Source organism: Bradyrhizobium sp. 186 (assembly GCF_023101685.1).
Lineage (GTDB): Bacteria > Pseudomonadota > Alphaproteobacteria > Rhizobiales > Xanthobacteraceae > Bradyrhizobium.
Genome location: NZ_CP082164.1, coordinates 4833030 through 4855519, shown reverse-complemented (window position 1 = coordinate 4855519; position 22490 = coordinate 4833030). Strand labels below are relative to the sequence as shown.

The following is a 22490-nucleotide window of genomic DNA, read 5'->3' as shown; positions in this document are numbered from 1 at the left end:
TGTTGCGATCAGAAGCGCGCGGCGACCACGATCGCCTGCGGCGCCGTGGTGGTGGCCGGCGAGCCGCTGTACTGGAAGGTGCCGACGCCGGGCAGATTGCCGTCGGGCGATCCTGCGAACGAGGAACCGGCGAGCACGAAGCCGAAAGCTAGGACGAAGCTGAGCGCGCGCATCGATGTCTCTCCAGGTTCCGTGGCCGGCGATGCCGCCGTCGTCGTTGTGAACCTGATAACCATGGGCGGTTTCTTCCGTGATGCGCCAAACGCCGAAAATGGTTTCGTGTTCGTGAGAATTGTTTCGTCGCGTTCGGCGCGACGACACATTCGGCGGAAAACCCCAATTGTTTCAGATGGGTCGCGCCGCGGCTCAAAGCGCCCTGGCAAGCTCCGTTAGAGCTCGGAAACGTACCGCGCGCAGGCGCCGTCACATTCGCGCCTTCCACACTTCACATGCATTTTACGTTTTTCTGCTGAAGAGAGCCCAAACGAGGCTGGTCCTGTCGAACCGGGGGCGTGTCGGCTGCGACCCAAGCCATCGAAACGAAAAGTCCGGAGCACTACCGGGCGCGTTCATTTGAGGGATGGCCATCATGATGGCGGGAGATCGCGCAACGGCGCGCGACGCGGACCAACGGACGGACCGCGGAGATCAACGACCCATTCGCAGCCGCGCCAGCTCGCCCGGCGAAATGACGCTGCAATCGAGCCGCGGCCTTGAGGCCGCGCCGCAGGCGTTCGTGCGGCTGACCGGCTCGCATCTTGCCAAACCGCGCATCAGCCGCGAGCGCGTCACTGAGTGAAGAAGTCGCCGCACTTCTGGACGTTTGCGTCAGCCGCACCCCACGGCATGATCGGCACGGTCGAGGTCGAGTTCTTCGGCGAGCCCTCGATCAGCCTGTCCGAATAGACCATGTAGACCAGCACGTTGCGCTTGGCGTCGCAGCCGCGCACGATCTGCATCTTCTTGAAGAACAGCGAGCGGCGCCGCCGGAACATGTCGTCGCCCTGCTCCATCTTGTCCTTGAACTTGATGGGTCCGACCTGACGGCAGGCAAGCGAGACGTCCGAGACCTCCTCGGCAAGGCCGAGCCAGCCCTTGAAGCCGCCCTTTTCCGGCACCGTGAAATGACACGCCACACCCTCGACCTCGGGATCGTCGAGGCCATAGGTCGCGAGCTTGTCATTCGGGCTCATCAATTTGAACACGGTGGAGCGGCGGAAAATCAGATCCGGCTCGTCGGCGGCTGAGGCGGACGCCGCCGGCAAGACCAGCAGCAGGAGGAATAAAGCGAAGCCTTTCAAGCGGATGCCGGAAAGAGCGGGGAAACGAGATGACATGAAGTTCTCCGGTAATAAGTCCCCACAATGTAGGCATGCGATAGCGGGTCAGGAGGGCGACGGGCAAGCCGCCGCGGCCGCCGTTTACCGCTCCGTGAGGCTTTTTTGCTACGGTTTGGACAAATGTAGCTGACGGCTGAACTGCAGTGCCGGTGAACGCGTATCCCCTCTGAGAGACTAACATCTGATTTGGATTATGGATTCGAGGATGAATAGCGTGAACGGGTCTGGTTTTTCTGCCAAGCCGGCGCGGCTGTGGCAGGTCGCCATTTTGACGGCGGCGGGTGCGATCGGCACGGCCAGCCAGGCGGAAGCAGCGTTTTATTATTGGACGGATTATTCCGACGGGTCCTCCTACGGCCGGCAGGAGCGGCAGCCCGAAATACCGCGGCAGAAGCCGCAGAAGCGCGGCGCAGCCGGCAAGAAGGACGTCGTCGCCGAGAAGGAAAACGGCACGAAGCCGCAAGGGCCGCTTGTCATTGTCGTCTCGATCGATCGGCAGAAGGTCACCGTCTACGACACCAACGGTGTGTTCGCAGAAGCCCCGGTGTCGACCGGCATGAAGGGCCATTCGACACCGATGGGTGTGTTCAGCATCATCCAGAAGCACAAATTCCACCACTCCAACATCTATAGCGGCGCGCCGATGCCGTACATGCAGCGGATCACCTGGTCCGGCGTCGCCATGCATGCCGGTATGCTGCCTGGCTATCCGGCCTCGCACGGCTGCATCCGCATGCCGATGGCGTTCGCCGTGAAGATGTGGAACTGGACCAGGATGGGCGCGCGCGTCGTCGTCACGCCCGGCCAGATGACTCCGCAAAACTTCTCGCATCCCCTGCTCGCCTCCGTGCGCGTCCCGCCGCAGCCTGCGGCGAGCCTCCAACCGACGACGACCGTTGGCGAAAAGGCAGACAAGGGCGCGGTCGACGGCGAGGTCGCTGAAGCAAAGCCGGTCGAGACCAAGACCGCCAGCGCGGACGCCGTGCTCGAGCTGCGCTCGTCGGTCGGACACGCCGTGATGTCGGATGTGACGACCGGCAACGCGTCGGCGCGCGAGGAAGCCGCCGCACCTGCCGCTGACGCAGCGGCGAAGCCCGCCGAGGGCGCGGAAGCGCCCAAGACGGCGACGACCGAAGACAAGCCCGCCGACAAGATCGAAGCCGCCAAGGTCGAAACTGCAAAGCCCGAGCCCGCGAAAGCGGAGTCGGCCAAGACTGAGGCTGCCGACACCGCAAAGAAGCCCGACACAACTGTTACGGCCACAACGCCGGCCGCCTCGCCGGATGCGAAGAAGGACGAGAGCCGGGTCGCCGATCCCGCGCCCGCCGCAAAGCCGGAGGCGCCGAAGCGGGCCGGCCAGATCGCGGTCTTCATCAGCCGCAAGGATTCCAAGCTCTACGTGCGACAGAATTTTTCGCCGCTGTTCGAAGTGCCCATCACGATCGCCGCGAGCGACCGGCCGCTTGGCACGCACGTCTTCACCGCCGAGGTCGACAAGACCGACACCAATGCGCTGCATTGGTCGGTGGTGTCGCTGCCCGTGTCGATACGATCCGCCGCCCGAGAGGACGACGGCCGCATGACGCGCCGCCAGCGTGGTGCCGCCGTGATCCCGGTCGCCGCAAAGCCCGTGGTCACCCCGGATAGCCCGGCCGAGGCGCTTGACCGCGTCTCGATCCCCGCCGACACCATGGCGAAGATCAACGAAATGCTCACCAGCGGCAGCTCGATCATCATCTCCGATCAAGGCATCAACCAGGGCGAGACCGGCGAAGGCACCGACTTCATCGTGCGCCTGTACTGAACGGTTCACCGCGTCAGATAACGCGGTGTTGAGCAGGCCGATCGCATCGGCGGCGTAAAGTGCGTCCCGGATCATTTCGGGGGACGCCGCCATGCTGAACCGCAGGACCGTGCTCACCGCGGCGCTTGTCGCGACGGCCGCATCAGCAACGCGTGCATTGGCCGATGGCGGGATGAGCCGAATCTCGGCCTACGCCTTCTCCTTCCCCGCATTGTCCGGCGACGACATCCGCCTCGCCGCCTTCACCGGCAAACCGCTGCTGGTCGTGAACACCGCTTCGCTCTGCGGCTACACCCCGCAATATGCGGGGCTGCAAGAACTCTGGAGCGAGTTTCGCGAGCGCGGGTTCACCGTTATCGGCGTGCCCTCCAACGATTTCGGCAGCCAGGAGCCCGGCGGCACCAGCGAGATTTCGGAGACCGCGCACCACCAATACGGCGTTACCTTCCCGATCGCGGCCAAGGCGATCGTGGTCGGGCCGATGGCGCATCCCTTCTACAAATGGGCGGCCGACGCACGGCCTCGGGAGGTTCCGCGCTGGAACTTCCACAAATACCTGATTGGCTGCGACGGCTATGTCGCCGAGGTATTTGCCTCCGCCGTCGAGCCAACCGACACACGGATCAAGATGGCGGTCGCCAAGGCTTTGGCCGATAGTTGACGCGCCGCCTCCCAACACGCTTGGGCACAATTGTGGCGGAGTGCCAAACAGCCGTTGCAATGGCGATGGCCCACCATCTAGGCTAGGCTATCTGGGGCAGGACAGGTTTTGCCGGAAGCGAAAAGCCACGGCGGAACAACGGGATCAATCTCGAGGACAACACCATGCGTGTGGCGGCAGGACTCATTTTGGCAGGCGCGATGTCTCTGGCGATGACAGGCGCGGCATGGTCGCAGACCCCGGCCACGAAACCCTCAGCCGCGACGCAGGCAGCACCGGCTGCGACGACGGCAGCTCCAGCGCCCGCAGCAGCACCCGCACCGCAAGCCGCCACAAAACCGACCGCGCCGCAGCAGGCGCCGCAGCCCGCCCGCGCAGCCTGCAACACGCCGGGTGCACTCGGGGTCGCCCGCACCGTCGAGATCGATACCACAGGCGGTCCGGGCTTCGGCTTCGAGCACTTCAAGGAGCTCGACTTCCTGCGCGACCATGAGGTGGTCCTGACCTTCGACGATGGCCCTTGGCCGAAGAACACGCCCGCGGTGCTGAAGGCGCTCGCCGATGAATGCACCACCGGCATCTTCTTCTCCATCGGCAAGCACGCGACCTATGAGCCGGAGATCCTGAAGCAGGTCTACGCGGCCGGCCACACGGTGGGCGCTCACACCTGGTCGCACGCCAACCTCAACAACAAGAAGCTCACCGAGCAGCAGCGCAAGGAAGAGATCGAGAAGGGCTTTTCGGCGGTGAAGTGGGCGCTTGGCGGCATCTCACCCTCGCCGTTCTTCCGCTTCCCCGCGCTCCAGCATCCGCCGGAGATGGTCACTTATCTCGGTAACCGGAACATCGCGATTTTCTCGTGCGACATCGATTCCTTCGACTTCAAGGCCTCCAAGCCCGAGAAGGTGATCGAGACCGTGATGAAGAAGCTCGACGGCAAGGGCAAGGGCATCATCCTGATGCACGACTTCCAGAAGCACACCGCGGAAGCCCTGCCCGAGCTCCTCAAGCGCATGAAGGCCGGCGGGTACAAGGTGGTGGCGATGCGTGCCAAGTTCCCGGCGTCAACGCTGCCCGAGTATGACCAGGAGCTGCTCAAGGACGTCAAGCTGCCGACGGTGAGCAACCGGCCGGTCAACAGCGTCGTGACGACGGTCTCCGAATAGCCGCGCCATTGTCCTTTCGTATCGAAGGCTACGTCATCGTCTCCGCGGACGGCATGCTCGCCGACGCGACGCATGTCATGCCCGGCAGCCTGAAATTCGAGGGTGACAAGCTGTTCTTCGAGCAAGCGCTCGAGCGCGCTGCATTGATCGTGCACGGCCGGCATTCGCACGAGCAGCAGCCCAACTCGCCGAAGCGCAAGCGGCTGGTCACGACCCGCAAGATCAAAACCCTCACCGTTGATCCGGAGCTGCCCAACGCGACGCTGTGGAATCCCGACCATGCGAGCTTCGAGGAGGCCTGCGCCTTTGCCGACGTCGCCTCCGGCACGGTCGCGATCATCGGCGGCCCCGTCGTGTTCGACATGTTCATGGACCGTTACGACACATTCTGGCTGTCGGAAGCCCCGCATCTGCGGCTGCCCGGCGGCGAAGGCTGTTTTGTCGGCGTGCCGGCGCGGACGCCGCATGAGGTGCTCGCCGAACACGGGATGAAGCCGGGCGCGCCATTCGTGCTCGACGCGGCGCATGACGTCACCGTAACGCCGTGGCGCAGGACCGGTTAGCGCCTCGCCGGCCTACCCCACCCGCCTCGCAAAATTATCGAAAACAACCCCATGCAAAGTAGAATGGCCCTGCCGGCCAGGATGCTTTGAGCGGCACCTGCGGAACTCTAGACCGAACTTCCCCTCGGGATTTTTGTTAGAGCGTTGAGAGGATTTGAGAAGTTTGGATCGGGCTGATTTTGTAGGCATGTAAATGATGATTTTTGGCTTGCGAATGGCAGGTTTCCGTGATTCGATTCCAGCATGTTCGTCGCCCGCATTCCCAACCGCAACTCACCGCCCGCGATCCTGTTGCGCGAGAGCTATCGCGAGGGCGACAAGATCAAGTCGCGCACGCTGGCCAACCTGTCGCATTGGCCGGATGAGAAGATCGATGCGCTGCGCCGCGTCCTGAAAGGCGAGGAGCTGGTCTCGCCGGCCGAGCAACTGCGGATCGAGCGCTCGCTGCCGCACGGCCACGTGGCCGCGGTGCTCGGCATGGCGCGCCAGCTCGGACTGCATCGCCTTGTCCCGGACAAGCCCAGACGGTTGGCCAGGCTGGCTTTGGCCTTGATCGTGGCACGGGTGATCGAACCGGCCGCCAAGCTGGCCACGGCGCGCCAGCTCAGCGAGGCGACGGCGGCGCATTCGCTGGGCGAACTGCTCGATCTCAGCGCCGTCGACGAGGACGAGCTTTACGAAGCGCTCGACCTGCTCGGCACGGCCCAACCGGGGATCGAGGCGACGCTCGCCAAGCGCCATCTGCATGACGGCTCGCTGGTGCTCTACGATCTCACCTCCAGCTATCTGGAGGGGCGACATTGCGAATTGGCGCGGCATGGTTACAGCCGCGACGGTCGTTCCGACAAGCTGCAGATCGTGTTCGGCTTGCTGTGCGCCGCCGACGGCTGCCCGGTGGCGGTGGAGGTGTTCGAAGGTAACACCGCCGACCCGAGCACGCTGGCCGCGCAAGTCGACAAACTGAAGGCCCGCTTCAAGCTGTCGCGTGTGGTACTGGTCGGCGATCGCGGCATGATCACCAGCGCCCGTATCGAAGCCGATCTGATGCCGGCCGGGCTCGATTGGATCACCGCTCTGCGGGCGCCGGCGATCCGCAAGCTCGCCGAGGACGGCGGCCCGCTGCAATTGTCGCTGTTCGACGATCGCGATATGGCCGAGATCACGTCCCCCGACTTCCCCGGCGAGCGCCTGATCGTGTGCCGCAACCCGGATCTGGCCGACGAGCGTCGGCGCAAGCGCGGCGAGTTGCTGGCGGCGACCGAGAAGGATCTCGCCCGCGTCAAGGCCGCCGTGCAGCGTCAGCGCAACCCCTTGCGCGGCGAGGATGAGATCGGTCTGAAGGTCGGCGCCGTGCTGGGCAAGCGTAAGATGGCCAAGCACTTCCACCTCGCCATCACCGACACTTCGTTCGACTTCAGTCGGATCGAGGATGCCATCGCCAACGAAGCGTCGCTCGACGGCTTCTATGTGCTACGGACCAACGTGCCGGCCGAGAACCTCGACACCGCCGCCACGGTGCGTGCCTACAAGAGCCTGGCCCAGGTCGAACGCGCCTTCCGCACCATCAAGACCGTCGAACTGGAGGTGCGCCCGATCCACCATCGCCTCGCTGGCCGCGTGCGCGCCCACGTCTTCCTCTGCATGCTCGCTTATTACATCGTCTGGCACATGCGCCGCGCGCTGGCCCCGATCCTGTTCGACGATCACGACCGCGAGGCCGCCGACGCCGCGCGCGTCTCGCCCGTCGCCAAGGCCAGAGTCTCGGCCGCGGCCAGAACCAAGGCTAATCGCAAGCACACCCACGATGGCCGGCCCGTGCACAGCTTTCGAACGCTGTTGCAGGATCTCGCCACGCTCACACGCAACATCGTTCGCATCGGTCAGGACGCCCCGGCCGCTATGCTCACAAGTCCAACCCCACTACAACAAGACGTCTTCAATCGGCTCGGCATTCCTATCGCCCCATAATGTAGGCAGACGCGCCGTCACGCCCGCTGGAATTACACGCCAGCTCAAATGCTTACGTCGCTACTCAAGGGGAAGTTCGGTCTAGACGTCGCCGTAGGCCGTCTCGGCCGGGCGCGTGGCACGGCCGTAGCCCATGATCATGAACAGCGCACCGATGATGGACAGGTTCTTCAGCGCGTCGACCAGCACCTTGCCGTTCTCGGGCGGCACCTGGTTCCAGAAATCGTAGAACAGCACGGTTGCGACGGCGACGTAGATGATCAGCAACATCGCGAACAAGCGCGCACCGAAATTCAGCGCGATCATCACCCCCGCGATGATCTCCAGCGCGCCGACCGCGATCGCCAGCAGCTGCGGCGTGGTCATGGCGGTCGCCGTCTCGATCTGCTTGGCGTAAGGCGCGATCATGTCGGGCACCACGACCTTGGTGGCGATGAAATCGGCCGTCGCCTGGATCGCGAACAGCTTCGTCGCGCCGGTGTAGATGAACAGCACGGCGAACAGAATTCGCCCGAAAGTCACGAACGCTGGCATGGTCGGCCTCTTGGCAAAGCTTTGAGCGCGGGATGCTTCAGGTGATTATGAAGAGTCCGTCTGAGCTTTTCAAACGGGGAAATGGAGAACTACAGGCAATTCAAAGTGTGCAGCGCGCTGTGCTGTGGCGCTCCCTAGCGGAATCGAACCGAGCTCTCCTTCCACGCCCTCAACGTCGTGGCCGGGCTTGTCCCGGCCATCCACGCCTTGCCCAGCTGTACGAAGAACGTGGATGCCCGGGACAAGCCCGGGCATGAGGAGTTCACGGGAGGATCGACTGTCCGAACGACGGAGGCCCGTAAGAGCAGCTACGTGAACAACGCCGGCTGCTGTCGTGCCGCGCGCTCCTGTGCTTCCACCACGGCGACCGCGGTCATGTTGAGGATGCCGCGGGCCGTAACCGACGGGGTGAGGATGTGCGCGGGCCGGGCCGGACCGATCAGGATCGGGCCGACAGGGAGCGCGTCCGCCAGCGACTTGATCATCTGATAGGCGACGTTGGCGGTATCGAGGCTCGGCATGATCAGGATGTTGGCCTCGCCCTCAAGCTTGGAGTGCGGCAGCACCATCCTGCGCGCCGCGGCGGAGAGCGCGGTGTCGCCCTGCATCTCGCCGTCGGCCTCGATCTCCGGATGCTTCTCCTTCACGAGTTGGGTCGCCCGGCGCATCTTGCGCGAGGATTCGGTGTCGTAGCTGCCGAAATCGGAATGCGAGACGAAGGCGATCTTCGGCTTGATGTTGAAACGCTGGACGTGGACTGCCGCCAGCGAAGCGATCTCGGCAAGCTCCTCCGCGCTCGGATTGGGCCGAACTTGCGTGTCGGCGATGAAAAAGGCACCCTTGCTGGTGATCAGCAGCGCCAGCGCCGCATAGTCGCTGATGCCGGGCGAGAAGCCGACGATCTCGCGGACATGGCGCAGATGGCTCATGTAGCGGCCCTCGACGCCGCAGAGCATGGCATCCGCCTCCCCGCGCACCACCGCGAGCGCCGCGATCACGGTGTTGTTGGTGCGCACCACCGTGCGCGCCGCATCCGGCGTGACACCGCAGCGACCTGCAACCTCGACATAGGACTGCACATAGGAGCGGTAGCGCGGATCGTCCTCGGGATTGATGAGATCGAAATCCTTGCCGGCCCGGATCGAGAGGCCGAAGCGCTTGATGCGGGCCTCCACCACCGACGGACGGCCGACCAGGATCGGCTGCGCCAGCTTCTCCTCCAGCACCACCTGCGTGGCGCGCAGCACGCGCTCGTCTTCGCCTTCGGCATAGATCACGCGAACCGGCTGGGTCTTGGCCTTCGCGAACATCGGCTTCATGACGAGGCCGGAGCGGAAGGCGAAGCGCTCGAGCAGCGCGGTGTATTCGTCGAAATTGGTAATGGGGCGCGTCGCCACGCCCGATTCCATCGCGGCCTTCGCAACGGCCGGCGCGATGCGCAGGATCAGCCGCGGGTCGAACGGGCTCGGGATCAACGAGCCCGGGCCGAAACCCTGCGTCTCGCCGGTATCAAAACCCTGCGCCACGGCATCCGACGGCGCCTCGCGCGCGAGCTGCGCGATGGCCTCGACCGCGGCGTGCTTCATCTCCTCGTTGATCGCGATGGCGCCGACGTCGAGCGCGCCGCGGAAGATGAAGGGAAAGCACAGGACGTTGTTGACCTGGTTCGGATAGTCGGAGCGCCCGGTGCAGATCATGGCGTCGGGACGGGCTTTGCGCGCCTCCTCCGGCATGATCTCCGGCGTCGGGTTCGCGAGCGCCATGATCAATGGCTTGTCGCCCATCGCCTTAGCCATCTCGGGCTTTAGCACGCCCGGTGCAGAGAGGCCGATGAAGATGTCGGCGCCGCCGATGACGTCGGCGAGCGTGCGCTTGTCGGTGTTCTGCGCATAGACCGCCTTCCAGCGGTCCATCGAGGTGTTGCGGCCTTCGTGCACGAGGCCGTCGATGTCGCAGACCCAGATGTTCTTGCGTTGCGCGCCCATCGACACCAGGAGATTGAGCGTCGCGATCGCCGCAGCCCCTGCCCCGGACGCCACGATCTTGACGTCCGACAGCTTCTTGCCGTTCAGCCGCAGGCCGTTGGTGATGGCGGCGGCAACGATGATCGCGGTGCCGTGCTGGTCATCATGGAAGACCGGGATCTTCATGCGCTGCTTCAGCTGCGCCTCGATCTCGAAGCATTCCGGTCCGCGGATGTCCTCGAGATTGATGCCGCCGAAGGTCGGCTCCAGCGCCGCCACCGTCTCGACCACGCGGTCGATGGTGTCGGCGGCGATCTCGATGTCGAACACGTCGATGCCGGCGAACTTCTTGAACAGAACCGCCTTGCCCTCCATCACCGGCTTCGACGCCAGCGGGCCGATATTGCCGAGGCCGAGCACCGCGGTGCCGTTCGAGACCACGGCAACCAGATTGGCGCGGATCGTCAGCGTCGCGGCCTCCGCCGGGTTCTTGGCGATCTCGGTACAGGCGGCGGCAACGCCCGGAGAATAGGCAAGCGCGAGGTCGCGCTGGTTGGCAAGCGGCTTGCTCGCCTGGATCTCGAGCTTTCCGGGGCGCGGCAGACGGTGATAGGCCAGCGCAGCCTGGTGGAGATCATCAGAATAGGACGACATGCGGTGTCTCGCCTCGCGTTACCGGCCTCGAAAATGCATGATTTGGAGCGGCCGCCCGTTCGGACGGTATTCCGGGTCATGGAAACGGGATGAAGCACGGCCCACGCCCCGGTGGCAACATCCGATTGCGGACCCATCAACAGACCGCGCATTCAAATATTTGAAAACCATAGCTTTCCCTGGACCGCACAAGGCTTTGCGAATATGGCAGGTTGCGCGGTGCACAATGGGCAACTGGAGCCAGAGGAATGAAGCGAATCCTGATCGGCCTGATCGCGGCGGCCGTGCTGGCCGCGGGCGGATGGTTCGGCTTCAACCTCTACGCAAAACATCGCGCCACCGCTGAGATCGAGGCGACGTTCGAGCATATCCGCAGCCAGGGCGGCAAGGCGAGCCACGGCAAGATCGCGTTCGACGTGATCAGCCGGACGCTGACGATCGAGGACATCGCGGTCGATCCAGGCCCGCAGTCGCAGTTGAATGCCAGGATCACCGGCATCAAGGCAGCTGGCGTTCGCCAGATCGACGATGCGCGCTTCTCCGCCGAAACCATCGACGTATCGGGCATCGAGTTCACGGTCGACACCGCAGTTGGTCCCTCGCAGCTCAAAGCCACCTATAAGATCCCGCAGGCCGCGGTACGGGACTACACCGGCGAGCTTCGTCTTCCGGATGCGCGGGCATCGGGCTCTATCGTCGACCTCTACCGCTTTTGGCTCGAGCAGCTTGGACGCGTCACGGCGTCTTCAATTCTGGTGCCGACCATTACCATCGCCACCACCACCAATTCCGGCTCGAGCGCGTCCAACATCGGCGACATGGCCTATTCAGGTCTACAGATCCGCAACCTGCGCCGCGGCAAGGCCGATGCAACCAACGCAGATCGCTTCACCTTCACCATGCAGGTGCCGCAGCCGGGCAAATCCGAGAAGATCACGGGCGAGCTGTCCAACCTGGTCATGAATGATCTCGACATGACCGCCATGCTCGCGAGCTTCGATCCAGAGAAGGCGAATGACGACAGCTACCACCGGGTTTACAGGCAAATCTCGACCGGCCCCTATGTCCTGACGTCCACGCAAGGCGTGCGCATGCAGATCGACAGCATCACGGTCGATGATCTCGCAATCAAGCCGTCGAAATTCCGGATGGCCGAGATGCTGGCCGCGCTGCCGCAAGATCAGTCGGCCCCTCCGACGCCTGCGCAGGCGCGCGACATTATTGAGAAATTTGCCGGCGTTTATGAAGGCTTGCTGATCGGCAAAGTCGGCGTTCGCAATCTATCGCTCGGCACACCGCAAGGGACCGCGCGGCTCAATGCCGTCAAATACGACCAAGGCGAGTTTGCGCTCGAGGGCCTCGATGCGCCCACGCCGCAAGGCCAGATCAAGATGGAGCGCTTCGCACTCAAGTCGCTCAGCCCGACGCACCTGTTGCGCTGGACGGCAGGCCTCATCAATCCCGGACAGGCGCCGTCGCCAGATCAGATGCTGGGCCTGTTCCGGGCGCTCGACGGCGCCGAAATCAAGGGCGCGGTCACGCCCTACAAGAACACACGGCAGCTCGTCACCATCGACACGATCAGCCTGAACTGGGGACAATTGGTCGGCTCGATTCCGAGCAAGGCCAATCTGGTCGTGAAGATGGTCGCCCCGACCGATCGGACCAATCCGGCACAGCTGCCGCTGACCATGGCCGGCATCGACAAACTGGCAATCAACCTCGATCTCGGTGCGGCCTGGACGGAGGCGTCGGGGGCTTTCGCGCTCGCGCCCGTCACCATCGATCTCGGCAATCTCGCCAAGGCGCAGGCCCGCCTCGCGCTCGCCAGCGTGCCGCGCGGCGTGTTCTCAGCTGATCCGGCGCAAGCGATGGGCCAGGCCGCGCAGATCGAGACCGGTGCGATCGAGCTCTCCTTGCGCGACAACGGCGCCATCGATCTGGTCGTGGCGCAGTTCGCGCGCATGCAGAACGTCAGCCGTGACGCTGCGCGCAGCACCATTGTCGAGCTGATCAGGGCAAGGGGTGAGCAGATCGCTTCCGCCAATCCCGACATCAGGGCGGCGGTGGATGCGTTCGCGAGCTTCGTCGCAACCTCGGGCCAGACGCTCGCCATAAAGCTGACGCCGCTCGGCAAGGTACCGGTGGTTCAGCTCATGAACCTCCTGAGCAACGAGCCGATCGTAGCCCTCGCGCAATTTCGGATCGAGGCGTCGACGGGGTTGTAGAAAGCCGCGAACGTGGCTGCGCTCCCTCGCCCCGTTCTTACGGGGAGAGGGTTGGGGTGAGGGGCTGCTTCCACAATCACGGTGACAATTTGGACTCGCGGAGAGTCCCCCCTCACCCGGATCGCATCTACGATGCGATCCGACCTCTCCCCGCAAGCGGGGCGAGGTAAAGAAGCGGCAGCTCAGCTCTTCTGCGGCAGGTTCACCCGCACATGCAGCTCGCGGAGCTGCTTGGTGGTGGCCTCCGAGGGCGCGCCCATCAGCAAGTCCATGGCTTGCTGGTTCATCGGGAACAGCGAGATCTCGCGCAGGTTGTTGGTGCCGCAGAGAAGCATGACGATGCGGTCGACGCCCGCGGCCATGCCGCCATGCGGCGGAGCGCCGTACTGGAAGGCGCGGTACATGCCGCCGAAGCGCTCGACCACTTCCTGCTCGCCATAGCCCGCGATCTCGAACGCCTTCACCATCGCTTCCGGCACGTGGTTGCGGATGCCGCCCGAGGCGATCTCGTAGCCGTTGCAGGTGATGTCGTACTGGAACGCCTTGATCGTGAGCGGGTCCTGGCCCTTGAGCGCGTCAAGGCCGCCCTGCGGCATCGAGAACGGGTTGTGCGAGAAGTCGATCTTCTTGTCGTCCTCGTTGTACTCGTACATCGGGAAGTCGACGATCCAGGCGAGCTCGAACCGCTCCTTGTCGGTGAGGTTCAGCTCCTCGCCGACCTTGTTGCGGGCAAGGCCTGAAAACTTCCAGAACTTGTCGGGATCGCCGGCGACGAAAAAGGCGGCGTCGCCTTCCTTGACGCCGATCTGCGCGCGGATCGCAGCGGTGCGCTCGGGCCCGATGTTGTTCGCGAGCGGTCCGGCGCCCTCGCCGCCCTCACGCCACATGATGTAGCCAAGGCCCGGCTGGCCCTCGCCCTGCGCCCAGGAATTCATGCGGTCGCAGAACGCGCGCGAGCCGCCGCCCGGCGCCGGGATCGCCCAGACCTGGTTCTTGGGGTCTTCGAGCATGCGCGCGAACACCTTGAAGCCGGAGCCGCGGAAATGCTCTGATACGTCCTGCATCTCGATGGGGTTGCGCAAGTCCGGCTTGTCGCTGCCGTACTTTCGCAGTGCTTCCGCGAACGGAATCCGGCGCCAGCCCTTCGTCACCGGCTTGCCCTTGGCGAACTCCTCGAACACGCCCGTGATCACGGGCTCCATCGCCGCGAAGACGTCATCTTGCGTAACGAAGCTCATTTCCACGTCGAGCTGGTAGAACTCGCCCGGCAGGCGGTCGGCGCGCGGGTCCTCGTCGCGGAAACAGGGCGCGATCTGGAAGTAGCGGTCGAAGCCCGACATCATCAGCAGCTGCTTGTACTGCTGCGGCGCCTGCGGCAGCGCATAGAACTTGCCGGGATGGATGCGCGAGGGCACCAAAAAGTCGCGCGCGCCTTCCGGCGAGGATGCGGTCAGGATCGGGGTGTTGAACTCGAAGAAGCCCTGCCCCTTCATGCGGCTGCGCATGGAGTCGATGATCGCGACGCGCGTCATAATGTTCTGGTGCAGCTTCTCGCGACGCAGGTCGAGGAAGCGATACTTGAGCCTGATGTCCTCGGGATATTCCTGGTCGCCGAACACCGGCAGCGGCAGGTCGCCCGCCGGGCCCAGCACCTCGATCTCGCTGACATAGATCTCGATCTTGCCGGTCGGCAAATCGTCATTGTCGGTGCCTTCGGGGCGGCGGCGGGCCTTGCCGTCCATCCGCACCACGAATTCCGAGCGCAATTTTTCGGCCCGCGAGAACGCCGGCGAGTCCGGATCGACCACGCACTGGGTCAGGCCGTAATGGTCGCGCAAGTCGATGAACAGCACGCCGCCATGGTCGCGAACGCGATGGACCCAGCCCGAGAGGCGGATCGTCTCGCCGATGTTGCTCTCGCGGAGCGCGCCGCATGTATGTGACCGGTAGCGATGCATGGTCGTCCCAAAATGATGTCTGAGGATCGAATCGGACGGCCGAAACGGCCGGTCCAAAGTTGCGGCAGGGTTTACCCGACGAGGCCGGGGGCGGCAACCAAGGGAACGGCCTGTTTTGGGCCCGAACCGCCCATTTTCGCCCAATCAAGGCCCGGGCCTTTGCCGATCGGCATTCCCCGCCTATCTTTAGGCCATGACGATCCATTTCCCCTTCCAGAACTCCTATTCGGCGCTGCCGGACGCTTTCTTCGCCCGTGTCGCGCCGACCCCTGTCGCAGCCCCCCGGCTGATCAAGCTGAACCGGCCGCTGGCGGTCCAGCTCGGGCTCGATCCCGACCTGCTGGAGACGCCGGAGGGCGCCGAGATTCTGGCCGGAAAGACGCTTCCAGCCGGCGCCGATCCCATCGCCATGGCCTATGCCGGCCACCAGTTCGGGCAGTTTGTTCCTCAACTCGGCGACGGAAGGGCGGTCCTGCTCGGCGAGGTCATCGACAGGAACGGCGTCCGCCGCGACATCCAGCTCAAGGGAAGCGGCCCTACCCCGTTCTCCCGCCGCGGCGATGGCCGCGCCGCGCTCGGGCCGGTCTTGCGCGAATACATTGTCAGCGAAGCCATGTTCGCGCTGGGCATCCCGACCACGCGCTCGCTCGCCGCCGTCGTCACCGGCGAGCACGTCATCCGCGAGACCGCGCTGCCGGGCGCGGTGCTGACCCGCGTCGCCGCGAGCCACATCCGCGTCGGCACCTTCCAGTATTTTGCGGTTCGCCGCGACACCGACGCGATCCGCCAGCTCGCCGATCACGTCATCGCCCGCCACTATCCGGAGCTGCTCGGCACCGAGCGGCCCTATCACGCGCTGCTCGCCGGCGTGGTCGCGCGCCAGGCCGAACTCGTCGCGCGCTGGCTGCTGGTCGGCTTCATCCACGGCGTGATGAACACCGACAACAGCTCGATCTCCGGCGAGACCATCGATTACGGTCCCTGCGCCTTCATGGACGCCTACGATCCCGCGCAGGTGTTTTCCTCGATCGACGAGACGGGCCGCTACGCCTACGCCAACCAGCCGCGCATCGCGCTGTGGAATCTGACGCGGCTCGCAGAGTGCCTGCTGCCGCTGTTCGGCGAGGAGCAGGACAAGGCGATCGAGCAGGCGCAGGAGATTCTCGGTGCGTTTCCCGACATCTTCAGCAAGGCGTATCAGGCGGGCCTGCGCAAGAAGGTCGGCCTGTTCACGGAGCGCGACGGCGACGAGGCGCTGATCCAGGATTTGCTGGATGCGATGGCCAAGAACACCGCCGACTTCACCCTCACCTTCCGCAAGCTCGGCGATGCCGCGGGAGATCCGGCTGCTGACGACGCGCGCGCAGAGTTCATGGACCCCGCAGCCTTCGACGACTGGGCCAAACGCTGGCGCGAGCGTATCGCCGCGGAGCCGCAGACCGCCGCCGAGCGGCAGACCGCCATGAACGCCGTCAATCCCGTCTTCATCCCGCGCAATCACCGCGTCGAGGCCGTGATCCAGGCCGCCGTCAACAACGACGACTACGCGCCGTTCGAGGAGCTGGTGAAGGTCTTGGCCAAGCCGTACGAGGACCAGCCGGACTACGCCGCCTACGCCGATCCGCCGCTGCCGGATCAGCGCGTGTTGCAGACGTTCTGCGGGACGTGAGGCGCGGCCAATCTTCGCCACCACTTTTAATTGGTTCACGGGTGGATTACGCCTTCCGCTAATCCATCCCGCGCGGCGGACGTTGTGGACATGTCCCGCCCGCAGGAACCGCTGTCATCAAACTGAAACACTCGCGCTCTAACGGGCTGACGGGCCGTCTTGCCGGAGGCGACCATCCTCCAACAGCCCGACAGCGTGCCATGCCCTTCAAATTCATCCACATCACCGATACGCATCTCGCGGGCCCGGGACAAAAGCTCTATGGCCTCGATCCGCGCGCCCGGCTGGACGCTGCGATTGCCGACATCAACAAGCATCAGTCCGATGCCGCCTTCGCGGTCGTGACCGGCGACCTCACCCATTGGGGCGAGCCCGCGTCCTACGCGAATTTCGCCGAAGCGATGACCGCGCTAAAAATTCCCTACATCGCCATGGTCGGCAATCACGACCGCCGCGTCGCCTGCCTCGACGGGCTGAAGGCTGCGCCGCGCGATCCCAACGGTTTTGTGCAGGGGACGCGGACCACCGAGCACGGCCTGTTCGTCTTCCTCGACACGCTGGACGAGACCAGCCATGCCGGCGAGATGTGCGCAAAGCGCCTCGGCTGGCTTGCGAGCACACTTGCCGCAGCTCCAACCGACACGCCGTTCGTCGTGTTCATGCATCATCCGCCCTTCCCCGTCGGCGTACTCGCGATGGACGAGATCGCGCTGGCGCAGAGCGCCGAATTTGCCGAGGTGATCGGGCCATATCGTTCGCGCATCCGTCACCTTTTCTTCGGCCATGTGCACCGGCCGATCTTCGGCAGCTATGGCAATATCCCGTTCTCGACGCTGCGCGGCACCAACCATCAGGTCTGGTTCGAGCTCGATGCCAACGCGCCGCATCTGGCGAGCCACGAGCCGCCAGCCTATGGCGTGGTGCTGATCGACGGCGAGAACCTGGTCGTGCACAGCCACGACTTCCTCGACACCAGTCTGCGTTTCCCCTTTGCCGCACCGGCGGGAGTGGACGACCGCGACTATGCGCTCAATTTCCCGGCGCGGTGAGATGAGCTTCGCTGAACCCGCGACTCTCGCGGTCGCGGCCTCGGCGCCGCCGCGACTGCACATCGTGAGGCGGTTCACGACCGGTTTCAAAACCTCGCTGCCAGCTTATCTGCTGCTACTCCCGTCGCTGGTCTTTCTGGCGCTGTTCACCTACGGCGCGATGGGGCGCGTGTTCGTCGACGCGCTCTACCAGCGCGCCACGCCCAAAGCGCCTGTCCGCTTCGTCGGCCTCGACAACATCAGTACGGTGCTTGCGGATCCCGCCTTCACCGGCGCGGTCGTGAATAACCTCATCTACGCCGTCGGCACGGCGATCCCGAGCATCGCCCTCGCGCTGTTGTTCGCGCTGGCGCTGGCGCGCACCAACGCCGTGACCAGCGCGTTGCGCGCAGCCCTGTTCCTGCCGGTGCTGATCCCGATGGTCGCGGCGTCCGCGCTGTTCCTGTTCATCTTCCTGCCCAATGTCGGACTGCTCGACTATTACATCGGCAGCCTGCTTCCGGTGTTGCCGAACTGGCTCGGCGATTCCGACATCGCGCTTTACGCGATCATGATCATCACGATCTGGAAGAACGCGGGCTACTACATGCTGTTCTTCCTCGCCGGACTTCAGGCGGTGCCCGAGGACGTGATGGAGGCCGCCCATCTCGACGGCGCCGGGCCGTACCAGCGCCTGCGCCACATCATCCTGCCCGAGCTGCGCCCGACCTTCCTGTTCGTCACGGTGATCGCCACGCTCAATGCGGTCACGCAGGTCGACCACGTCTTCGTCATGACCAAGGGCGGACCATCCAACTCGACCAACCTCGTGCTGTTCTACATCTACCAGCAGGCAGTGGAGCATTACGACATCGGCAAGGCCTCTGCAGCGACGCTGCTGACGCTCGCCGCGCTGATGGGGCTCACCGCGCTCTCCTTCCGCACGATGGCGAACCGCGAGGGCGGGCCATGAAGCTGTTCGATGGTCTGTTCAAGGACGCGCCGCTCGCCACGCGCGGCGAGATCTCGCCGAAGCTCGGCTTCGTGCTGACGGTGCTGCTTGCGATCATCTGGCTGATCCCGTTCCTGTGGATGGGCGTGGCGACGCTGCGCCCCGCCTCTGACGGCATCAACCTGATGGCCGAACTGATGCCGAGCCTGAGGCCGACGCTCGACAACATCAGGGATGCCTGGGAGATCGGCGATTTCCCGTGCTACGTCCTCAACACCACGATCATCTGCACCGGGATTCTGATGGTGCAATTCGTCACGATCACGCTGGCGGGGTTTGCGTTCGCGCGCCTCGCCTTCGCCGGCAAGACGCTGATCTTCTATCTGTTCCTGATGCAGCTCATGCTGGTGCCGGTGCTGCTGATCGTGCCGAATTTGAGCCTGGTGGCGCAGCTCGGCCTCTACGACACGCTCACCGGCGTGATGATGCCTTTCTTCGCCTCGGCCTTCGGCACCTTCCTGATGCGTCAGGCCTTCGAGGCGATTCCGACCGAGCTGGAAGACGCGGCCCTGATCGACGGCGCCAGCATGTTCCAGCGCATCCGTCACATCTATGTGCCGCTGTCGCTGCCGAGCTTTTCCGCCTTCGCGATCATCTCCGTGACCAGCCATTGGAACGACTTCCTGTGGCCGCTGATGGTGATCAACTCGCCGGATAAGCGGCCGCTCACGGTCGGACTGTCGGTCTTCACCACGACGGCGGAAGGCACCCAGGCCTGGGGCACCATCGCCGCGGGCACGCTCATGGTGATCGCGCCGCTGCTCATCACCTTCCTGATCTTCCAGAAGCGCTTCATCAGCTCTTTCGTCACCTCAGGCATCAAATAGGAGATTTTTCGATGATGTTTTCCCGCAGGCTCATGCTCGGCCTCGCCATCGCAGGTACCATGGCAGGCGCCCTCGCCTTCCCGGCGCTGGCCGAAGGTCCGACCGAGATCGACTTGTTCTTCCCCGTTCCCGTCGACGGCAAGCTCGCCCGCGACATGGGCACGTTGATCAAGGAGTTCAACGAGACCCATCCCGCGATCAAGGCCACCGCCGTCTATACCGGCTCCTATGACGACACGCTGATCAAGACGCGCGCCTCGATCAAGGCCGGCAAGCCGCCGGCAGCCGTGATCATGTCGGCCAACTTCCTGCTCGACATGCAGATCGAGAACGAGCTCACCAACCTCGATTCCCTGATCGCCGCAGACGGCACCACCAAGGACCAATTTTTGGGCCAGTTCTTCCCGGCCCTCCAAGGCAATGCCGTGATCAACCGCTCGGTCTACGGCGTACCGTTCCACAATTCGACGCCGCTGCTCTACATCAATGCAGACCAGGCCAAGGAAGCCGGCCTCGATCCGAGCAAGCCGCCGCAGACCTGGGCCGAGCTGACCGACTGGGCCAAGAAGCTGACCAAGCGCGACGGCGACAAGGTCACGCGCTGGGGTATCGCGATCCCCTGCGCCTATGACTATTGCGGCTGGATGATGGAAACGCTCACCATGACCAATGGCGGGCGCTACTACAATGAGGAGTTCGGCGGCGAGGTCTATTACGACACGCCTTCGATGCAGGGCGCACTGACCTGGTGGAGCGACCTCGTCAACAAGCACAAGGTGCATGCGCCGGGCGCCACGCCGGGTCCCGCCGTGAGCACCTCCTTCATCTCCGGCAATGCCGCGATGATGATGCTCTCGACGGGCTCGCTGACCTATGTGCGCGACAACGCAAAGTTCGCCTACAAGGTCGCCTTCATCCCGCGCAACGTCCGCAACGCCGTGCCGATCGGCGGCGCCTCGCTGATCATTCCGGCGGGCCTCGAAGCCGACAAGCAGAAGGCTGCCTGGACGCTGATCAAGTGGATGACCTCACCCGAGAAGAGCGCCTGGTGGAGCCGCGCCACCGGCTATTTCGCCCCCAACATGGCCGCCTACAAGACGCCTGATATGGTCGACTTCCTCAACAAGAACCCGGACGCCACGACCGCCGTCGAGCAGCTCGACGTCGCAAAGCCCTGGTTCGCCACCTACAAGACCGTTCCCGTGCGCAAGACGCTGGAGGACGAGGTGATGCTGGTCCTCAACGGCAAGAAGCAGCCGAAGGAGGCGCTCGCCGCCGCCCAGAAGGCCGCCGACGAGCTGCTCAAGCCGTACAACGCGGAGACCTCGCTGAAGCTGCCTTGAGGTCCGAAACCTCTCCCGCGCCAAATTATTACCCGGGTAATATTGACAAACGTATATTACCCGGGTCTAATTTATCTCTCAGGACGCATCTGCGTCGTTCAGACCTTGCGCCGGCGTTGCGGCGTAGCGGTCGATCATCGTCTGAGAGAGCCAATGACCCACAGCCACAACGCGTACACGCGCGATCCCATCCCTTCCACGTTCATGCGCACCGCGCTGCCGATCATCCTGGTGAGCAGCGTCAGCGGGCTGCAGACATTGGTCGATGCGATGTTTCTCGGGGCCTTTGTCGGCCCTGAGGCTCTCACCGCCGTCACCATGGTGTTTCCGATCTCGATGCTCTTGGTTGCGCTCGCGACGATGGTCTCGAGCGGGATGGCCAGTCTCATGGGACGCCTGCTGGGCGCGAACACACCGGGCGACGCGCGGAGCCTGCTCGCCGGGGCGCATGGTCTTTCGCTCTGCATCAGCGTGATCGCAATGGGGCTGTTCGCCTTGGTGGGCTGGCCCCTCACATTGCATCTGGCCAGCGGCTCGCCTGAACTTGCACGGATGGGCTATGACTTCCTGAGCATCGCAGTCTACGCGTCCCCGCTCCTGTTCCTGCTGTCCATCAATTCCGATTCCCTGCGTATCGAGGGACGCGTCGGCGCAATGACGATTGCTGGCGTGCTGGTGACCTTGGCCAACATCGCCTTCAACTACGTCCTGATCGTCGACTTCAGGCTTGGCGTCGCCGGATCCGCGTGGGGGACAGTGCTGGCGCAAGCACTCGCGCTGGCCGTGATCGCGCTCTACCGGGCCAGCGGCAAGGCACGGCTGACGCTCGCATTTCGGGATGCCGCGCACTGGCGCACCGCATGGAGCGACGTCATGGCGCTCGGCGCGCCCCGCAGTCTCAGCTTCATCGGCATCGCGGCCGGTGCAGCCGCGACAATCGTATCTCTACGTCTGTTTGGCGGCGCGCACACCGATGCCTCGATTGCGGCCTACGGCGTTCTCAGCCGCATGATGACATTTGCTTACTTCCCGCTGCTCGGCATGAGCCTCGCCCTCCAGGCAATGGTCAGCAACAATTATGGTGCGGGCCTGTGGTCGCGTTCCAATTCCACGATGAAACTGGCCCTGGTCTGGAGCCTGGCCTACGCAGGTCTCGCCGAGATTGGTCTGATCCTGTTCCGGCACCAATTGGGGGGACTGTTTGTGTCGGATACGGTCGTGATCGAGCAGGTGGCCGAGATCACGCCAACCTTCGTCGCCGGCTATTTCAGCTTCGGTCCGATGATGATGATCGCGAACTATTTCCAAAGCATCGGAGACGTCAGGCGTTCGGCGCTGCTGTCGCTCTCGCGCACCTACCTGTTTGCCGTGCCGCTCATCTTCCTGCTGCCGCTTGCGGTCGGCGAAATAGGCATCTGGCTGGCGTTACCGGTCGCGGACGCGTCTCTGGTGGCCGTGACGTTGATGGTGTTGAAGGCGAGATCAGCGCAAGCCGAATGGGGATTGTTTCAACCGGCCAGATAGCATCCACGGCTACTTCCATCGCGCGGCGGCGCCGTGCATTAACGAACCGTCCACCATCCAATCCGCCCCGCTCGCCGGTAACCACGAGAATTAACAGACCCTCAACGGACCCCAGACAAGTTTCGCAATGTGTCTGGGGGGATTTTGCCGTGGATCTGTTGGTGTTCGAGTTCCTGGGATTGGCGCTTGTCGCCATGTGCGTGGTCGTGGTGGCGCTGCCCTGCGCCCGAAAACCCTCGCAGCGGGT

General features: G+C 64.1%; 18 protein-coding genes. 13 read left to right on the top strand and 5 right to left on the bottom strand.

Going from position 1 to position 22490, the window contains the following annotated elements:
- Window positions 1–8: 8 nt before the first annotated feature.
- A complete protein-coding gene (locus tag IVB18_RS23125; RefSeq protein ID WP_247991235.1) occupies window positions 9–173 on the bottom strand; it encodes a hypothetical protein in 165 nt (54 codons plus the stop codon).
- Window positions 174–589: 416 nt separating this feature from the next.
- On the opposite strand from IVB18_RS23125, the gene IVB18_RS23120 reads away from it, so the two are divergent.
- The gene (locus IVB18_RS23120) at window positions 590–799 is read left to right on the top strand and encodes a hypothetical protein (RefSeq protein WP_247991234.1); all 210 of its coding nucleotides are present in this window, start codon (window positions 590–592) and stop codon (window positions 797–799) included.
- Here IVB18_RS23120 and IVB18_RS23115 read toward each other — a convergent pair.
- Window positions 789–1337, bottom strand: a complete 549-nt coding sequence (locus tag IVB18_RS23115) for a CreA family protein (protein WP_247991233.1) — start codon at window positions 1335–1337, stop codon at window positions 789–791. The genes IVB18_RS23120 and IVB18_RS23115 overlap by 11 nt on opposite strands.
- 208 nt (window positions 1338–1545) lie before the next feature.
- Here IVB18_RS23115 and IVB18_RS23110 point away from each other — a divergent pair, with 208 nt between their 5' ends.
- The 5 genes from IVB18_RS23110 to IVB18_RS23090 all read left to right on the top strand — a co-directional run bounded on the left by IVB18_RS23110 (window position 1546) and on the right by IVB18_RS23090 (window position 7502).
- Window positions 1546–3144, top strand: coding sequence for a L,D-transpeptidase (locus IVB18_RS23110; RefSeq protein ID WP_247991232.1), 1599 nt, complete (start codon window positions 1546–1548; stop codon window positions 3142–3144).
- Window positions 3145–3235: 91 nt separating this feature from the next.
- Window positions 3236–3805: a glutathione peroxidase gene (locus tag IVB18_RS23105; protein WP_247991231.1), complete on the top strand. Its 570-nt coding sequence runs from the start codon at window positions 3236–3238 to the stop codon at window positions 3803–3805.
- Between the two features lie 164 nt (window positions 3806–3969).
- Window positions 3970–4971 carry a polysaccharide deacetylase family protein gene (locus tag IVB18_RS23100; protein WP_247991230.1) on the top strand — a complete coding sequence of 334 codons (1002 nt, stop codon included), beginning with the start codon at window positions 3970–3972 and terminating at the stop codon, window positions 4969–4971.
- 8 nt (window positions 4972–4979) lie between these two features.
- The gene (locus IVB18_RS23095; RefSeq protein WP_247991229.1) at window positions 4980–5534 is read left to right on the top strand and encodes a dihydrofolate reductase; all 555 of its coding nucleotides are present in this window, start codon (window positions 4980–4982) and stop codon (window positions 5532–5534) included.
- Between the two features lie 243 nt (window positions 5535–5777).
- Entirely contained in the window at window positions 5778–7502 is a 1725-nt protein-coding gene (locus IVB18_RS23090; protein ID WP_247983724.1) for an IS1634 family transposase, read from the top strand.
- A gap of 81 nt (window positions 7503–7583) precedes the next feature.
- Here IVB18_RS23090 and IVB18_RS23085 read toward each other — a convergent pair whose 3' ends face one another.
- Entirely contained in the window at window positions 7584–8036 is a 453-nt protein-coding gene (locus IVB18_RS23085) for a DoxX family membrane protein (RefSeq protein WP_247991228.1), read from the bottom strand.
- Between the two features lie 308 nt (window positions 8037–8344).
- Window positions 8345–10654: an NADP-dependent malic enzyme gene (locus IVB18_RS23080; protein WP_247991227.1), complete on the bottom strand. Its 2310-nt coding sequence runs from the start codon at window positions 10652–10654 to the stop codon at window positions 8345–8347.
- Window positions 10655–10902: 248 nt separating this feature from the next.
- Between IVB18_RS23080 and IVB18_RS23075 the strand changes: the two genes are divergently transcribed.
- Entirely contained in the window at window positions 10903–12882 is a 1980-nt protein-coding gene (locus tag IVB18_RS23075; protein ID WP_247991226.1) for a hypothetical protein, read from the top strand.
- Window positions 12883–13064: 182 nt separating this feature from the next.
- Here the strand turns inward: IVB18_RS23075 and aspS are convergent, their stop codons facing one another.
- A complete protein-coding gene (gene aspS, locus IVB18_RS23070) occupies window positions 13065–14840 on the bottom strand; it encodes an aspartate--tRNA ligase (protein WP_247991225.1) in 1776 nt (591 codons plus the stop codon).
- 193 nt (window positions 14841–15033) lie between these two features.
- On the opposite strand from aspS, the gene IVB18_RS23065 reads away from it, so the two are divergent.
- The 6 genes from IVB18_RS23065 (at window position 15034) to IVB18_RS23040 (ending at window position 22243) form a co-directional block, all read left to right on the top strand.
- Window positions 15034–16509, top strand: coding sequence for a protein adenylyltransferase SelO (locus IVB18_RS23065; protein ID WP_247991224.1), 1476 nt, complete (start codon window positions 15034–15036; stop codon window positions 16507–16509).
- A 200-nt stretch (window positions 16510–16709) separates the two neighbouring features.
- Complete coding sequence (locus IVB18_RS23060; protein ID WP_247991223.1) at window positions 16710–17558, top strand: phosphodiesterase; 849 nt, start codon at window positions 16710–16712, stop codon at window positions 17556–17558.
- Window position 17559: 1 nt separating this feature from the next.
- On the top strand, window positions 17560–18510 hold the full coding sequence (locus tag IVB18_RS23055; RefSeq protein WP_247991222.1) for a sugar ABC transporter permease: 951 nt from the start codon (window positions 17560–17562) through the stop codon (window positions 18508–18510).
- Window positions 18507–19376, top strand: a complete 870-nt coding sequence (locus IVB18_RS23050; RefSeq protein ID WP_247991221.1) for a carbohydrate ABC transporter permease — start codon at window positions 18507–18509, stop codon at window positions 19374–19376. The genes IVB18_RS23055 and IVB18_RS23050 overlap by 4 nt, the downstream gene beginning before the upstream one ends.
- An 11-nt stretch (window positions 19377–19387) precedes the next feature.
- On the top strand, window positions 19388–20719 hold the full coding sequence (locus IVB18_RS23045) for an ABC transporter substrate-binding protein (protein WP_247991220.1): 1332 nt from the start codon (window positions 19388–19390) through the stop codon (window positions 20717–20719).
- Between the two features lie 153 nt (window positions 20720–20872).
- Window positions 20873–22243 carry an MATE family efflux transporter gene (locus IVB18_RS23040; protein ID WP_247991219.1) on the top strand — a complete coding sequence of 457 codons (1371 nt, stop codon included), beginning with the start codon at window positions 20873–20875 and terminating at the stop codon, window positions 22241–22243.
- Window positions 22244–22490 lie beyond the last annotated feature (247 nt).

Excerpts from the sequence above, each read along its gene's own strand:
- IVB18_RS23065 (WP_247991224.1), top strand. The coding sequence starts at position 15,034 with ATGACGATCCATTTCCCCTTCCAGAACTCCTATTCGGCGCTGCCGGAC.
- aspS (WP_247991225.1), bottom strand. The coding sequence starts at position 14,840 with ATGCATCGCTACCGGTCACATACATGCGGCGCGCTCCGCGAGAGCAAC.
- IVB18_RS23045 (WP_247991220.1), top strand. The coding sequence starts at position 19,388 with ATGATGTTTTCCCGCAGGCTCATGCTCGGCCTCGCCATCGCAGGTACC.
- IVB18_RS23055 (WP_247991222.1), top strand. The coding sequence starts at position 17,560 with ATGAGCTTCGCTGAACCCGCGACTCTCGCGGTCGCGGCCTCGGCGCCG.
- IVB18_RS23115 (WP_247991233.1), bottom strand. The coding sequence starts at position 1,337 with ATGTCATCTCGTTTCCCCGCTCTTTCCGGCATCCGCTTGAAAGGCTTC.
- IVB18_RS23105 (WP_247991231.1), top strand. The coding sequence starts at position 3,236 with ATGCTGAACCGCAGGACCGTGCTCACCGCGGCGCTTGTCGCGACGGCC.
- IVB18_RS23060 (WP_247991223.1), top strand. The coding sequence starts at position 16,710 with ATGCCCTTCAAATTCATCCACATCACCGATACGCATCTCGCGGGCCCG.
- IVB18_RS23125 (WP_247991235.1), bottom strand. The coding sequence starts at position 173 with ATGCGCGCGCTCAGCTTCGTCCTAGCTTTCGGCTTCGTGCTCGCCGGT.
- IVB18_RS23080 (WP_247991227.1), bottom strand. The coding sequence starts at position 10,654 with ATGTCGTCCTATTCTGATGATCTCCACCAGGCTGCGCTGGCCTATCAC.
- IVB18_RS23120 (WP_247991234.1), top strand. The coding sequence starts at position 590 with ATGATGGCGGGAGATCGCGCAACGGCGCGCGACGCGGACCAACGGACG.
- IVB18_RS23090 (WP_247983724.1), top strand. The coding sequence starts at position 5,778 with ATGTTCGTCGCCCGCATTCCCAACCGCAACTCACCGCCCGCGATCCTG.
- IVB18_RS23100 (WP_247991230.1), top strand. The coding sequence starts at position 3,970 with ATGCGTGTGGCGGCAGGACTCATTTTGGCAGGCGCGATGTCTCTGGCG.
- IVB18_RS23050 (WP_247991221.1), top strand. The coding sequence starts at position 18,507 with ATGAAGCTGTTCGATGGTCTGTTCAAGGACGCGCCGCTCGCCACGCGC.
- IVB18_RS23075 (WP_247991226.1), top strand. The coding sequence starts at position 10,903 with ATGAAGCGAATCCTGATCGGCCTGATCGCGGCGGCCGTGCTGGCCGCG.
- IVB18_RS23110 (WP_247991232.1), top strand. The coding sequence starts at position 1,546 with ATGAATAGCGTGAACGGGTCTGGTTTTTCTGCCAAGCCGGCGCGGCTG.
- IVB18_RS23040 (WP_247991219.1), top strand. The coding sequence starts at position 20,873 with ATGACCCACAGCCACAACGCGTACACGCGCGATCCCATCCCTTCCACG.
- IVB18_RS23085 (WP_247991228.1), bottom strand. The coding sequence starts at position 8,036 with ATGCCAGCGTTCGTGACTTTCGGGCGAATTCTGTTCGCCGTGCTGTTC.